The organism is Paenalcaligenes suwonensis (genome assembly GCF_011290505.1).
Classification (GTDB): domain Bacteria; phylum Pseudomonadota; class Gammaproteobacteria; order Burkholderiales; family Burkholderiaceae_B; genus Paenalcaligenes; species Paenalcaligenes suwonensis.
Window position 1 is genome coordinate 197702 of record NZ_JAANPV010000001.1, and the last position, 14767, is coordinate 212468.

16 protein-coding genes are annotated in these 14767 nt (G+C 51.6%); 2 read left to right on the forward strand and 14 right to left on the reverse strand.

Annotated elements, in window-relative coordinates:
- Positions 1–30: 30 nt before the first annotated feature.
- The 13 genes from hisH to GY634_RS00920 form a co-directional block, all read right to left on the reverse strand.
- Entirely contained in the window at positions 31–675 is a 645-nt protein-coding gene (hisH, locus tag GY634_RS00860) for an imidazole glycerol phosphate synthase subunit HisH (RefSeq protein WP_166406692.1), read from the reverse strand.
- Between the two features lie 23 nt (positions 676–698).
- A complete protein-coding gene (gene hisB, locus GY634_RS00865) occupies positions 699–1286 on the reverse strand; it encodes an imidazoleglycerol-phosphate dehydratase HisB (protein WP_135861413.1) in 588 nt (195 codons plus the stop codon).
- A 24-nt stretch (positions 1287–1310) separates the two neighbouring features.
- Positions 1311–2612, reverse strand: coding sequence for a histidinol dehydrogenase (hisD, locus tag GY634_RS00870; protein ID WP_166406693.1), 1302 nt, complete (start codon positions 2610–2612; stop codon positions 1311–1313).
- Positions 2613–2665: 53 nt separating this feature from the next.
- Positions 2666–3349, reverse strand: coding sequence for an ATP phosphoribosyltransferase (gene hisG, locus GY634_RS00875; RefSeq protein WP_166406694.1), 684 nt, complete (start codon positions 3347–3349; stop codon positions 2666–2668).
- Positions 3346–4608 (reverse strand): UDP-N-acetylglucosamine 1-carboxyvinyltransferase, encoded by a 1263-nt coding sequence (murA, locus tag GY634_RS00880; protein ID WP_166406695.1) that lies wholly within the window; start codon positions 4606–4608, stop codon positions 3346–3348. The genes hisG and murA overlap by 4 nt, the downstream gene beginning before the upstream one ends.
- Positions 4601–4849, reverse strand: coding sequence for a BolA family protein (locus GY634_RS00885; RefSeq protein ID WP_166406696.1), 249 nt, complete (start codon positions 4847–4849; stop codon positions 4601–4603). The genes murA and GY634_RS00885 overlap by 8 nt, the downstream gene beginning before the upstream one ends.
- A gap of 2 nt (positions 4850–4851) precedes the next feature.
- A complete protein-coding gene (locus GY634_RS00890) occupies positions 4852–5658 on the reverse strand; it encodes an ABC transporter permease (RefSeq protein WP_166407118.1) in 807 nt (268 codons plus the stop codon).
- Positions 5659–5708: 50 nt separating this feature from the next.
- Complete coding sequence (locus tag GY634_RS00895) at positions 5709–6503, reverse strand: ABC transporter ATP-binding protein (RefSeq protein WP_166406697.1); 795 nt, start codon at positions 6501–6503, stop codon at positions 5709–5711.
- 94 nt (positions 6504–6597) lie between these two features.
- Positions 6598–7227, reverse strand: coding sequence for an MlaC/ttg2D family ABC transporter substrate-binding protein (locus GY634_RS00900; protein ID WP_207625479.1), 630 nt, complete (start codon positions 7225–7227; stop codon positions 6598–6600).
- Between the two features lie 14 nt (positions 7228–7241).
- Complete coding sequence (locus GY634_RS00905; RefSeq protein ID WP_166406698.1) at positions 7242–8081, reverse strand: MlaA family lipoprotein; 840 nt, start codon at positions 8079–8081, stop codon at positions 7242–7244.
- 114 nt (positions 8082–8195) lie between these two features.
- Positions 8196–8651 carry an outer membrane lipid asymmetry maintenance protein MlaD gene (gene mlaD, locus GY634_RS00910; RefSeq protein ID WP_166406699.1) on the reverse strand — a complete coding sequence of 152 codons (456 nt, stop codon included), beginning with the start codon at positions 8649–8651 and terminating at the stop codon, positions 8196–8198.
- 19 nt (positions 8652–8670) lie between these two features.
- Positions 8671–9459: a lipid asymmetry maintenance ABC transporter permease subunit MlaE gene (gene mlaE, locus GY634_RS00915; protein ID WP_166406700.1), complete on the reverse strand. Its 789-nt coding sequence runs from the start codon at positions 9457–9459 to the stop codon at positions 8671–8673.
- Entirely contained in the window at positions 9456–10277 is an 822-nt protein-coding gene (locus tag GY634_RS00920) for an ABC transporter ATP-binding protein (protein ID WP_166406701.1), read from the reverse strand. The genes mlaE and GY634_RS00920 overlap by 4 nt, the downstream gene beginning before the upstream one ends.
- A gap of 291 nt (positions 10278–10568) precedes the next feature.
- Here GY634_RS00920 and dctP point away from each other — a divergent pair, with 291 nt between their 5' ends.
- Positions 10569–11513, forward strand: coding sequence for a TRAP transporter substrate-binding protein DctP (gene dctP, locus GY634_RS00925; RefSeq protein WP_166406702.1), 945 nt, complete (start codon positions 10569–10571; stop codon positions 11511–11513).
- Positions 11514–11603: 90 nt separating this feature from the next.
- Complete coding sequence (locus tag GY634_RS00930; RefSeq protein ID WP_166406703.1) at positions 11604–13031, forward strand: NAD-dependent succinate-semialdehyde dehydrogenase; 1428 nt, start codon at positions 11604–11606, stop codon at positions 13029–13031.
- 103 nt (positions 13032–13134) lie between these two features.
- On the opposite strand, the gene GY634_RS00935 is transcribed toward GY634_RS00930, so the two are convergent.
- Entirely contained in the window at positions 13135–14634 is a 1500-nt protein-coding gene (locus tag GY634_RS00935) for a nucleobase:cation symporter-2 family protein (RefSeq protein WP_166406704.1), read from the reverse strand.
- Between the last annotated feature and the right edge of the window lie 133 nt (positions 14635–14767).

Below are 14767 nucleotides of genomic sequence, written 5' to 3' on the forward strand. Positions count from 1 at the left end.
CGAAAAGAAAAAGCCGCGATGCGGGTTAAGTTAAGGTTTCCAGTGTGCGAAATTGTGCAGCAACTGTAAACCGGCTTGTGCACTTTTCTCGGGATGAAACTGCACAGCAAAAATATTATCTTTCGCGACTGCACTGGTGAAAGCATAGCCGTAATGGGTGCTTCCTGCGCATAGTGTAGTGGCAACTGGCTTTACGTAATAGCTATGTACAAAATAAAAGTAGTTATTTTGAGCTATATCCACCCATAACGGATGCGCTTGTTGCTGAAAAACTTGATTCCAGCCTACATGGGGAATTTTCAGCCCTTGGCGTTGGTGTTCTGGGTGATAGAAAGCGGGTCCGTTAAAGCGTACCACATCACCTTCAAACAGGTTCAGGCAGTCAGTGTTGCCTTCATCGCTATGGGTGAACAACATTTGTTCACCAACGCAAATGCCTAATAAAGGTTTGAGGTTGGCTTGGTCACGCAACGTATGCAGCAAACCAGACTCTTGTAAGGAGCGCATGCAGTCAGGCATGGCGCCTTGTCCGGGAAGGACTAGCCTATCGGCTTGCTGTAGTTGTGCGGGTGTGCTGGCCAGTAAAATGGTGGCCTCGGGGGCTGCTGCTTGAAGGGCGCGGGCAACAGAGTGAATGTTGCCCATGCCGTAATCGACAATTGCGATCGTACTCACGATGGATAGTCAGAGAGTGAGGGTTAGAGTACGCCCTTAGTGGAGGGGATGATACCTTCACTGCGTGGGTCTACTTCCAGTGCCATACGCAATGCACGGCCAAAGGCCTTGAAAATGGTTTCACACTGGTGGTGTGCGTTTTCGCCACGTAGATTATCGATGTGTACGGTAGCGTTGGCGTTGTTGACGAAGCCTTGGAAGAACTCGCGGGCTAAATCTACATCAAAATTACCAATACGAGCACGCGTATAGTTTACGTAGTAAAACAGACCAGGACGGCCGGAGAAATCGATGACTACACGGCTTAAGGCCTCGTCCAGTGGCACGTAGGAGTGGCCGTAACGGCGCAAACCTGCTTTGTTGCCAACGGCTTGGGCAAAAGCCTTACCCAGAGCGATGCCAATATCTTCTACAGTGTGGTGGTCATCGATGTGGGTGTCTCCGTCACAGGATACATCCAAGTCAATCAAACCATGGCGAGCGATCTGGTCCAGCATGTGGTCCAGAAAAGGTACGCCGCTGTTTAGATTATGGCGGCCGGTGCCATCAATATTGATGGCAACACGGATACGGGTTTCATTGGTATTACGGGAAACTTCAGCTGTACGCATAACAAAACGGTAACCAGACCGGGGTTAAGGTTTGAGCCGGTATTCTGCGCTAGCAGCGTGGGCAAATAGCCCTTCGCCTTTAGCGAGTGTGGCGGCAATAGGGCCTAGCGTTTGAGCGCCGGCCTGCGAGACATTAATTAAGCTGCTGCGTTTCTGGAAATCATACACACCTAAAGGCGATGAGAAACGCGCGGTACGCGATGTGGGCAATACGTGGTTAGGGCCTGCGCAGTAGTCGCCTAGCGACTCTGAACTGTAAGGACCCATGAAGATTGCACCCGCATGGCGAATTTTTTGTGCCCAACGCTCAGGTTCCTGAGTGGAAATTTCCAGGTGTTCGGCGGCAATATGGTTGGCAACGTTACATGCCTCGTCCAAGTCGCGTACTAAGATCAGTGCGCCACGGTCTTGTAGACTTTGGCGGATGATGGCTTCACGCGGCATGGTGGTGATCAAGTTGGCGATAGCGGCTTCAACAGCGTCTAGGTAGGCAGCGTCTGGGCACAGCAAAATGGATTGCGCTAATTCATCGTGCTCGGCTTGCGAGAACAAGTCCATGGCTACCCATTCAGCGGGTGTGCTGCCATCAGCGATGATTAGAATTTCGCTAGGGCCAGCAATCATGTCTATGCCTACAACGCCAAAGACACGGCGTTTGGCTTCTGCCACGTAGGCGTTACCTGGGCCAACAATTTTGTCCACAGGTTGAATGGTTTGTGTGCCGTACGCCAGTGCTGCCACGGCTTGTGCGCCACCAATGGTGTACACCTTATCCACACCTGCCAATGCCGCCGCTGCCAGTACTAGCTGGTTGCGCTCGCCTTTAGGGGTGGGCGTTACCATGACCAGCTCTTTTACGCCCGCTACTTTGGCAGGCATGGCGTTCATTAAGACAGACGATGGGTACGCAGCTTTACCACCGGGTACGTATAAACCTACGCGATCCAGTGGCGTGATTTTTTGGCCTAAAACAGTGCCATCGGCTTCGGTGTAAGACCAGTCGCTGGCACGTTGTTTCTCGTGGTAGGAACGTACACGTTCGGCCGCTTTTTCCAATGCACTACGTTGCTCAGCAGGCAGCGTGTTCAGTGCTTGCTGTAGCTCGTCGGCAGAAATGACTAAGTCAGCGATGGATTGTGCCGGTACATGATCAAAACGCTGTGTGAACTCTAGCAGGGCCTCGTCACCACGATGCTGCACCGCATGCAGAATGGTTTTACAGGCTTGCTCGATGGAATCATCTTGCGTGGCTTCATAGGCCAGCAAGTCGCGCAGTTCTTGGTCGAACTGGGCAGATGTCGTGTTCAAACGGCGGATCATGGACATGGTACTAATCAAAAGAGAAACAACAGGGTACAGTTTAGTGTATCCGAGATCGTCTAGTTCTGGGGTGGTTCAACCGCTGCGCGCATAAAAGCGTTGATCAGAGGCTGCAATTCAGTCTGACGGGTTTTCATCGCGGCTTGGTTAATGATGAGGCGCGAGGAAATCTGGGCGATTTCTTCCACTTCTTCCAAATGGTTGGCACGCAAGGTGCTACCTGTTGAAACCAAGTCAACAATGGCATCGGCCAGCCCTACCAAGGGAGCCAATTCCATAGAACCGTACAGCTTGATTAAGTCTACGTATACCCCTTTGGACGCAAAGTGCTCGCGTGCAGCGCGGGTGTACTTAGTCGCGATACGTAGGCGTGAGCCTTTGCGTACGGCGTTGTCGTAATCAAAACCCTCGGCCACGGCCACGCTCATGCGGCAACGGGCGATGTTCAGATCGATGGGCTGATAAATACCACCGGGATGATGCTCGCTGTGTTCGTACAGCACGTCTTTACCCGCAATGCCAATATGGGCAGCACCGTATTGCACATACGTAGGTACGTCGGTGGCGCGCACAATAATGATTTGCAGATCAGGTGAGTTGGTAGGCAGAATCAGTTTGCGTGATGTTTCTGGGCTTTCCAACACCTTAATACCGGCTTCTTCCAGCAAAGGCAGGGTTTCATCAAAAATCCTGCCTTTGGAAAGTGCCAAGGTCAGTGGACGATTTGCACTGGCTGGGCTCATTCTTCTTCCTTCGTTAGGCGCTCAATCTGGGCACCTACTGCTTGCAGTTTGGATTCCATGCGATCGTAGCCACGATCTAAGTGGTAGATACGTTCGATAATGGTGTCGCCTTTAGCAGCAAGGCCTGCGATGACCAAGCTGGCAGATGCGCGCAAGTCGGTTGCCATCACACGGGCACCCAACAATTGGCTCACGCCGGTTACTACGGCGGCATTACCATCGATTTCTATCTGTGCACCCAAGCGGATTAGCTCTTGTACGTGCATGAAACGGTTTTCAAAAATGGTTTCCACTACCATGGCAGTACCGTCAGCAATGGTGTTTAACGCCATCAACTGAGCCTGCATATCGGTAGGGAAGCTGGGGTATTCGCTGGTACGAAAGCCAGTCGCTTTAGGGCGACCATACATAGTGCCACGTACCCAGTCAGGGCCGGTTTCAATATGCAGACCTGCTTCACGCAGTTTGTCTAGCGTGGCACCCAAGGTATCGGGGCAGGCACGACGCAACATTAAGTCACCGCCCGTGGCCGCTACAGCGCACAGGAAGGTACCGGCTTCAATGCGGTCTGGCATGATGGTGTGTTCAGCACCGTGCAGGCGTTCTACACCTTGAATGGTGATGCGATCGGTGCCGTGACCACTAATTTTTGCGCCCATGGCGATCAGCAGTTCGGCCAAGTCCACGATTTCAGGTTCGCGGGCCGCATTTTCCAGAATGGTTTCGCCTTCGGCTAAGGTGGCGGCCATCAGCAGGTTTTCGGTACCTGTAACAGTCACCATGTCGGTACGGATTACCGCACCTTTAAGACGTTTGGCTTTGGCTACAACGAAACCATGTTCGATATGGATATCAGCACCCATGGCTTCCAAGCCTTTGATGTGCTGATCCACGGGGCGTTGGCCAATGGCACAACCGCCCGGTAGGCTGACACGCGCTTCGCCAAAGCGGGCCAGCAAGGGGCCCAGCACCAGAATGGAGGCACGCATGGTTTTTACCAATTCGTACGGTGCTTCCAAACTGTTGAGTTCATTGGCGCGTATGGTGACGCTTTCAGCGTTGCGCTCTACATGCACACCTAACTGGCTTAGCAGTTTTAGGGTGGTGTCTATGTCACGCAGCTCTGGCGCGTTATGTAGCGTAACCGTATCGGCAGTCAGTAACGTCGCGCAAAGTATAGGCAGGGCGGCATTTTTGGCACCGGATACGGTGATCTCTCCGTGTAAACGTTGACCACCGGTGATGCGCAGTTTATCCATTCTGTTCAGCCTTGTATTCGTCGGGAGTAAGGGTGCGCATGGATAGTGCATGGATTTCAGCATCCATGCGGTTACCCAATGCTTTGTATACACGTTGGTGACGGGCGATAGCGCGTTTGCCTTCGAATTCACGGCTTACGATGATGGCCTCGAAATGGGCACCATCGCCTGTGACTTCAACATGTTCACAGTCAAGGTTGTCGGCAATGTACTGGCGTACGAGTTCAGGTGTCGGCAACATAATTAATTCCGTAATTTATAGCCCGAAATGAGCATGCGTAGCAGGATCAGGCACAGTACGACAAACACGGACCCAACCACGGCCAGACTGTGCCAAGGGGAGGCATCTGATACGGCAAAAAAGCCATAACGGAAGCCATCGATGGTGTAGAAAATTGGGTTCCAGTGCGATACCGTCTGCCAAAAAGGAGGCAGGCTGTGTATGGAGTAGAACACGCCAGACAAGAACGTAGCCGGCATGATCAAAAAGTTCTGGAACACAGATAGCTGATCAAATTTTTCAGACCATAAGCCTGCAATTATACCCAGAGCACCCATGACGCCACAGGATAAAATCGCAAAGGTCAGTACCCACAGGTAGCTGTAAATTTGCAAAGGGATAAAAAACAGCGACACAACGCCAATCGCAATACCGACGACCAAGCCACGAATAATAGAAGCCAACAGGTAAGCGGCAAAAATATCCCAGTGCGACAGCGGCGGTAGCAGGATGAAAATAAGGTTTCCACCCATGCGACTTTGCACCAGCGACGACGATGGATTCGCAAAGGCATTTTGCAGCATGCTCATCATCATCAAGCCGGGGATCAAGAAAGCGGTATACGGAATTTTGTCGTATACATTCACGCGCCCTTCTAGGATGTGCGCGAACACCAGCAAGTACAGCAAGGCAGACAATACCGGTGCTGCCATGGTTTGGCCGCCAACTTTCCAGAAGCGTTTCAGCTCTTTAAACAGCAGTGTGGGAAAGCCAGAGCCACCAGGTTGAGTTTGCAATGGTGGTAAGGAGTCTTGTGCGAGTTGCGTCAGGTTGTCTTGGTCAGGCACTCCCCAGCGCTTGGTGGGCGTAGGTTGTGTGTTCATGCCAATCCCTCATTCAGTTGTTCACCATGCATGATACGTACAAAGGCTTCTTCTAAATCGTGGCTACCTGCGGTTTTCAGCAGGTTCGCCGTGGTGTCTAGCGCGATGATCTCGCCGGCTTTCAGCATGGCAATGCGGCCACACAGCGCTTCGGCTTCTTCTAAATAGTGGGTGGTGAGCAAAATCGTATGGCCCGCGCGATTAAGGCTGGTGATGAATTCCCATAGGTTGCGGCGCAAGTCTACGTCCACACCTGCCGTGGGTTCATCCAGAATAATAACGGGGGGTTTATGTACCAAGGCTTGTGCCACCAGTACACGACGTTTCATCCCCCCAGATAATGCACGCATATTGGAGTTGGCTTTATCGCTTAGGCCCAAGTGGTGCAGAATTTCGTCAATCCAGTCGTCGTTGTTGCGTAGGCCAAAGTAGCCGGACTGTAAACGCAGTGTTTCACGTACGGTGAAGAAGGGGTCATACACTAACTCTTGAGGCACTACGCCCAACGCGCGACGTGATTGTCTGTATTCGCTTTGTACATCGTAGCCATACACCTTAGCCGTACCTTGGGTGGCTTTGGTGATACCTGCCAAAATGGAAATCATGGTGGTTTTGCCAGCGCCATTAGGGCCTAGCAAACCAAAAAACTCTCCGGGCTCAATGCGCAGAGAGACGTCCTTCAGTGCCTGAAAAGGCGGGGTCTCTGCGGCCTTGGCAGAGCGCAAAAACGGCAGCGTAGGGCGCTTAGGGCTGAAGGTTTTTGAAACGTTTTCAAGCAGAATGGCAGACATGAAAGCACAAAGAGCCGGGCTTATGAGTAAACCCGACTCTGCATAGAGTTAGGATCGGAAAGGCAGAGGTGATCCGATCAAGTGTAGCGCAGGATTAGCGGTTTTGCTGATTCAACGCGTTGATCAGGCCATCTATGCCGTTTTGAGCAATCTGGTCATTGAACTGGTTGCGGTAGTTTTGAATGAGCCAGATGTTTTCTACGTTCAGATCGTACACCTTCCAACCGTTAGGTGTTTTTTCCAAGCGGTAATCTACGGCAACAGCTGGGCCATTGCTTTGGTTGATCATGGAACGCACCACTACATCATTTGCCGAGGCATCACCGCGAAACGGTTGCATGGAAATGCTGGAGTTGTCGTCTACTTTGGCCATGGCACCACTGTAGGTGCGGATCAGTGTGTTTTTAAACGCATCAACCAGGTTTTGACGTTGCTCTGGTGTGGCGGTACGCCAGTGTCGGCCAGCAGCCAAACGTGTGGTTTTCTCGAAGTTAACGTAAGGCAATACGTAGGTTTCTATCAGTACTTTAACGGCCTCACGATCGCCTTGACGAGCGGCAGCATCGTTTTTAACCGCTGACAGTGCTGTGCTCGCTACCGCTTCCACGAAGTCTTGTGGTGCAGCATTGGCATCAATGTTCTGTGCACTTGCCAATGGACTGAACAGTGTCAGGCTAAAGGTCATGAGCAAGAGAGCAGGTAGTCTAAAAATAGTAGTAAGCATCATTGTTTCAACCTTCAGTCTTGTGCGGGGGCAGGAGCTGTAGTGGTAGAGCTATCGTCGTCGTAATCTTCATCGTCGCCGTAATCAGGCAGTGCAGCATCACCAGCTGTGCCACCGTTTAAGCGGCTTTCTACCATGGCATCACGTCGTTGCAGGTATGCATCACGGATGAAGCTGTAGCGATCCAGTGCTACCTCGTTCACCAACTCGTCAGCATCCAACAGATTAGAGCGCATGTTGACGATGTATACGCCCATCAGCGAGTTACGTACAGGTACGTTTTTGATGGCCATGATTGGTAGTACTTCAGTCAGACTGTCTATACCCGCAAGGACAGTGACATAGCCCGTGGTATCACGCAGGGTGCTTGGACCCAGTAATGGCAACTCTAGGTATGGGCCTGTGGGGATGCCCCATACGCCTAGCGTGGTGCCAAAGTCGTTAGGAATACGTCTGGAACCCATTTGTGATGCTACGTCGAAACAGCCGCCTACACCCATGGTGGTGTTGAACAGCACACGACCCAAGGTGTTAAAGAAGTCGTGCGGTCGGCCTTGCAAGAAGCTGTTAGCAGCAGACCAAATATCCCCTAAGTTATTGAACATGTTACGGAAACAGTTCTGTGCTGGTTGAGGGGTTAGGGTTTGGTAGGCCGAGGCAATAGGGCGGAACAAGGCTTGATCAATGTTGTAGTTGATCGCATACATGGTCCGGTTGTAACTTTCAAACGGATCCCTAGGGTTAGGGTTGTTCACGGTTGCACAGCCGCTCACCAACGCCAGTGCCGCCAACGTAGAACCGATGGCAAGAGGACGTTTATAGAGAGGGGGTGAGGTTTGCTGTGTGACGTTCATGATCAAAAATCCGTGGTAAAGAGTGACAAAGATACCAGATGCTGGAGTCCTATATATAGCAAAAAGACCGTAGAGTCGTTTTTTGGACGCACTCTTTATACGGGTGTATGGAGGTTATTCGCCAGCTTTGTTATAGAGGAATTTGCTAATGAGCTCTTCCAATACAACCGCGCTTTGTGTGTAGGGAATCACACCATCGTTACGCAGCGGATCATCGCTGCCGCCGGGGGTGATGCCAATGTACTGCTCGCCTAATAAGCCAGAGGTCAGGATAGACGCCGAGCTGTCATCAGGGAATTGGTAACGGTCTTCAAGCTCCATGGTGACCAAGGCTTTGAAGTCTTCGTTGTCAAAAGCGATGTTGGTGACGCGACCCACGACTACGCCGCTGCTTTTGATGGGCGCGCGTATTTTCAAGCCGCCTAAGTTATTAAAGGAAGCTTGCACTTGGTAGGTAGGCGCAAATGAGAAAGAGCTCAGGTTGCCTGCGCGCAGTGCCAGAAAGGCCAAGGCGACAAGGCCTATCAGCACAAACAGGCCTACAAGAAAATCAGATCTTTCGCGTGACATGATACGTATCCGTAAAAAATTAATTGCTGAACATCAGTGCTGTAAGCAGGAAATCCAAACCGAGCACGGCTAAGGAGCCGGCGACCACAGTACGGGTCGTGGCACGGGAAACACCCTCGGGTGTTGCTTTGGCTGTCCAGCCTGTATACAGGGCGATCAGCGTGACTACCAAACCGAACACAATGCTTTTGATAACGCCGTTTAGCACATCATCAAAAATATCAACGCCAGACTGCATTTGAGACCAGAAAGAGCCTGGGTCAATGCCAATCATGGGTACACCTACAATCCAGCCGCCGATGACACCAACGGCTGAGAATACAGTGGCCAAAATAGGCATAGCGATAAAACCACCCCAGAAGCGAGGTACTAGAACGCGTCGAATAGGGTCTACGGCCATGACTTCCATGGCGGTAAGCTGCTCACCGGCTTTCATTAAGCCAATTTCAGCGGTTAACGAGGTGCCTGCGCGCCCCGCAAACAGCAAGGCGGTGACAACGGGGCCCAGTTCACGACTAAGCGATAGCGCAACCAATAGCCCTAAGGCTTCCTCGGAACCGTAACGGCTAAGTGTGTAATAACCTTGTAGGCCCAGCACAAAACCAACAAACAGGCCAGAAATGGCGATAATCAGCAGGGAGTAGTTGCCGATGAAATGTATTTGTTGAGACACCAAGCCGGGGCGTTTTAACGCAATGCCGGAGCGCGCCAAGATGGCAAACAGCAAGCGCGTGAAAGCACCCAAACCATGAATGCTCAGTCTGACAAAGCGGCCAAGGGCCGTGATAGGGGAGAGCAGTTTTATCATGAGCGGCGTTGTGTATTTAACCAGTCGTTAAACGCAGGCGTCACTGGGTAGTTAAAGGCAATGGGGCCGTCAGGCTCACCATGCAAGAACTGGGCAATATAAGGATCTGTAGATTCTTGCAATTGCTCAGGTGTGCCATGACCAATCAGTTTGCCTTGACCCACGACATATACGTGGTCTGCGATGGCAAAGGATTCGGGTACGTCGTGTGTAATCAGTACCGACGCGCAGTTCAGTTTATCGGTAAGGTCACGTATTAACTGTGCGGTAATGCCTAGGGAAATAGGGTCTAAACCCGCAAAAGGCTCATCGTACAAAATGAGCTCGGGTTCTAGCACAATGGCGCGCGCTAAAGCGACGCGGCGTGCCATACCACCAGAAATCTCAGAGATTTGCAGGTGCGCTGCAGCGCGCAGCCCTACCGCCTCTAATTTGCCTAGTACGCGTTCTAGTATTTGTTCTTCAGACAGGCTAGCGTGCTCACGCAGTGGAAAAGCAACGTTTTCAAAGACGTTTAAGTCAGTGAATAAAGCGCCTTGTTGAAACAGCACGCCCATACGTTGTCTGGCATGGCGTACTTCTTGGTCGTTTAATTTGGCTAAATCTTGACCAAATGCATACACGCTACCGCTTTGCGCCACGATTTGGCGTGTGGCGGCTCGCATCAATGTGGTTTTTCCTGAGCCAGAACCGCCCATCATGGCCACCACTTGGCCACGCTTAACGTCAATATCTATATCGCTTAGCACGGTAAAAGGACCGTAGCCTAGCGACGCAGATTCGAACTTCAGCAACGTATCGGAAGAAGAGCTGTTCATGAAATGCAGTGAAAATCCAGTGATGGTGCATTGTAACGTTTTTACGCTTACCCACAGAGTAGTGCGGCGTGCTTGTAACGTAGCTAATTGAAACTGTACCGAAGCCGTTCTATCTCTGGCAAGTCTGGAACGTGTATAAACGTAAACTCGTTAAAACACGTCATGGAATGATACCAATCGCAAAAAAAGTGTAAGCCTAGCCTACAGGTAGGGTACTGTTTAGCCTGACACGAAGGAGCACGGTGCGGTGTAGTAGTGTAAAGAACAGTTATGTGGTGGAGAGAAGTAACCATGCAGAAAAACAAAGTTTGGCTAATGTTAGTGCGTACCTTGTGCTTGCTCTGTATGCCATTGGGGGTGTGGGCAACGCCTACAGTGCTACAAGTGGTACATGATGGCGAACCCAATGGCTTTACAACGAAGGTGGTAGAAAAATGGGCGACGTTGTTGAAAGAGCGTAGTGCTGGCGAGATTGTGCTGCATTACGATGCTAAGGCCGAAGCAGACATCACCCAAGCTATAGACGATATAGCCGATGGCAAAAACGTGATTGCTTTAGTGGCATTGCCTATACAGGAAAGCGCTATACCGAATGCGGGTGCGCTGAGCACGTTGCCTGAACAAGCAACCGAGCCCTTATTGGCGGCCTATAGCCAAGCACTGCGTCAGCAGGGGTTTAGGGTGGTCATGGACAATTACCAGGGTGGCACGCCTTTGTTTTTAGCGAAAAAACCGCTCTATAAACCCAGTGACTTAGCGGGGCTGCGAATTGCGACTACCGCGAATCCGGCACAACAGCAGTTGCTGGAAGAGCACGGTGCGACACCTGTGGTGTTGGCGCCTAAAGAGGTGGCTACAGCGCTGACCTATGGTGCGGTAGACGGGGCAGAAGGCAGTTTATTTACGCTGTATGAGTATGGCTGGTTGGAGTCTGCGAGATACTTATCGGCGATGGGCGGTGAGCCTACGATGAGCGTGTGGCTAGGCAGTGAGGCATTTTTGGACGGGTTGTCCCCTGCGAAGCAAGAGCTGATTGCCGAGACAGCACAAGAGGCGGGGTTATATAGCCAAGAGTTAGCTGGCGTCTATACCGAAGAAATCCAACAAGAGCTGCAAGCCGAAGGTGTGCAGTTAATAGGCTTTGAAACGTTGCGTACGGTGCAGCCAGACCAGCTAGAAGGTGGGCTGAACCCAGACTTGTATCGTGTGCCTACCGCAACAACGATGACCCCATAAAGCAGTTCGGGTATAGTGGAAAAATCACGATTGAACAATGCGTGCACGTGACGATATTTACAATATTTACTAATGCATAACGGGACAAACATGTACGAAAAGCTGGCTTTATATATCAATGGTCAATTTGTGGAGGCCAATGGGCGGGAGACCATGCCGGTAGTGAATCCGGCCACACAAGAGGTATTGGGGCAGTTGCCAATGGCAACACAGGCCGATTTGGACTTGGCGCTGGAATCGTCTGCGAAGGCGTTTGAGAGCTGGAAAAAATCTTCCCCTATGCAGCGTTCAGAGATTTTGCGTAAGGTAGCCCAACTGTCACGTGACCGTGCACAGGAAATTGGCCGTAACATTACGCAAGACATGGGTAAGCCATTGGCTGAGGCGGTTGGCGAAGTGGTGGCATGTGCCGATCACGCCGACTGGCATGCTGAAGAGTGCCGCCGTATCTATGGCCGCATCGTACCAGCGCGTAACCCCGATGTGCGTCAAATGGTGTTGCGCGAACCTATTGGTGTGTGTGCGGCGTTTTCGCCATGGAACTTCCCGTACAACCAAGCTATTCGTAAGATTTCCGCCGCCATTGGCGCGGGTTGTACCATTATTCTGAAAGGCCCTGAAACGGCCCCTAGCGCTGTGATGGCGATTGCACAAGCCTTTCACGATGCAGGTTTGCCACCCGGCGTACTGAACATCGTGTGGGGGGATCCACCGTTTATTTCTGACTACCTGATCCGTTCACCCATCGTGCGTAAGATTTCGTTCACGGGTTCGGTGGCGGTGGGTAAACAACTGGCTGCATTGGCCGGCGCACATATGAAGCGCTCCACAATGGAGTTGGGTGGTCATTCACCAGTATTGGTGTTTGATGATGCCGATGTAGATCGTGCTGCTAAACAATTGGCAACTTTCAAAGTACGTAATGCCGGTCAGGTGTGTGTATCGCCTACTCGTTTCTACGTGCACAAAAACATTTATGATCGTTTCTTGGCAGAATTCGTAGACGCCCTGAAACAAGTGCGTGTGGGTAACGGTTTAGACCCTGAGACACAAATGGGCCCGCTGGCTAACCAACGCAGCGTGCCACGTATGGCGAAATTCGTGGAAAACGCCATGCAGCATGGCGGCAAAGTGGTGCTGGGTGGCGAGAAGTTGGAAGGTATTGGTAACTTCTTCCCGCCTACCGTGATTACGGACCTGAGCGAAGACTCCATGTTGATGACCGAAGAGCCTTTTGGCCCCGTGATTCCTGTGGTGCCTTTCTCGGATACTGACGAGGTAATTCGTAAAGCTAACCACCTGCCATTTGGTTTGTCGTCTTACGTGTTTACCAACTCGTTGCAAACCGCGCATCAAGCGGCCACAGGCATTGAGTCTGGCATGGTAAACATTAACCACTTCGGTAGCGCTTTGCCTGAGACGCCATTTGGTGGCGTGAAAGACAGTGGTATTGGTAGTGAAGGCGGTACAGAAACCTTTGATGGTTATCTGGTGACTAAGTTTGTGACACAAATCTAAGTCGTTACCCGTAAAAAAGCACAACGCCCACAGGGAAATCACTGTGGGCGTTGTGCTTTGTAAGGTTGCTACAGACGTACGGCGTTATACCGTACGAGTAGGGTTAGGAGGCGTGAGCCTCTGGCGTGGGTGCATCAGGGTCTACGCTTAATTGGGTGTCTTTATTGGCACCGTTGAAGAACAAGTTCAACACTACGGCACAAATAGAGGTCAGTAAAATCCCAGACTCGATGAGCGGTCCCAAGCTTTCTGGCATCCACTGTTTGAAGTGGGGGGCCACCAGGGGGATCATGCCAAAACCAATAGAGATGGCCACAATCATGGCGTTGTTGCGGTTGGAAACGTAATTGACTTGCGACAAGATACGAATACCGGTGGCTGTGACCATACCGAACATCACAATACCTGCACCACCCAGTACAGCGGTAGGCAAGGATTCAACGAGTGCGGCAATTTTTGGCAGTAAGCCCAAGATAATCAGAATCACCCCGGCGGCCACACACACAAAACGGCTACGAATACCTGTTACGGCTACCAACCCCACGTTTTGCGAGAAACTGGAGTACGGGAAGGTATTGAAAATACCGCCCACAATCGTACCCACACCGTCTGTACGCAAACCGGCGGCAAGTTCACGCTGGGTGATCTTTTTGCCAGTCATGTCGCTCAACGCCAAGAACATACCAGTGGATTCAATCAACACCACAATCATGACTAAGGTCATGGTCAGGATATACAGCAGGTTGAATTTAGGCATGCCGAAATGGAAGGGCAGCACAATATCCACCCACGGTGCGGCAGCGACTTTCTCGTAGGTCATCATGCCTATAGCAGTCGCCACGATGGCACCAATCACAATCCCCAGCAATACGGCGACGTTCGCCATGAAACCACGGCAGAACTTAGCAATCAGCAAGATAGACAGCAGCACAATGGCAGAGATACTGAGTGCAGGCATGGCGGCGTAGCGCGGGTTAGGAACCGACGCGGCTAGCACCAAACCATCTGGCGGCGGTGGTAGTGCCGAACCAGGTGCGGCTGCTTGCTGTACGGCTTGTAGCCACGCAAGGTGATTGGGGTCTACCAACTGGGGGGCGGTAGGGCCTACCGGATTACCAAAAATCCAGTTAATACCCACACGCATCAAGGTGATACCAATCATGGTGATGATAGTGCCGGTGACTACAGGCGGGAAGAAGCGTAATAAACGGCTGACTACCGGCGCGATAATTACGGTGATAATCCCCGCGCCGATAATCGTGCCAAAGAGTAGCTGCGCGCCTTCGTGGCCCGGGTTGGCATGCGCCATGGACACCATGGGGCCAACAGCAGCAAAGGTTACGCCCATCATGACGGGTAGGCGTATACCTAGCCACTGCGTGGCGCCTAAGGATTGGATGATGGTAATGACACCGCAGACAAACAAATCCGCAGCAATCAATAAGGATACTTCTGCAGGGCTGAGGTTCAGCGCCCTCCCTACAATCAAGGGCACGGCGACGGCACCCGCGTACATGACCAGTACGTGTTGCAAGCCCAATAAGCCGAGTTTCCCTGCGGGTAGCAGTTCATCTACGGGTGCTACTTTTGCATGTGTCTCCATGTAGCAGTCTCCTTTTTATTTGTGATAACCATAATCATGTATGGCATATGACTGTAATGGGGTAAAGTCAGTAGGGCTATACAGCAAAGCAGATACAGAGCTCTTGCTTTTGGTTATAGTCAGGGGAAAACCC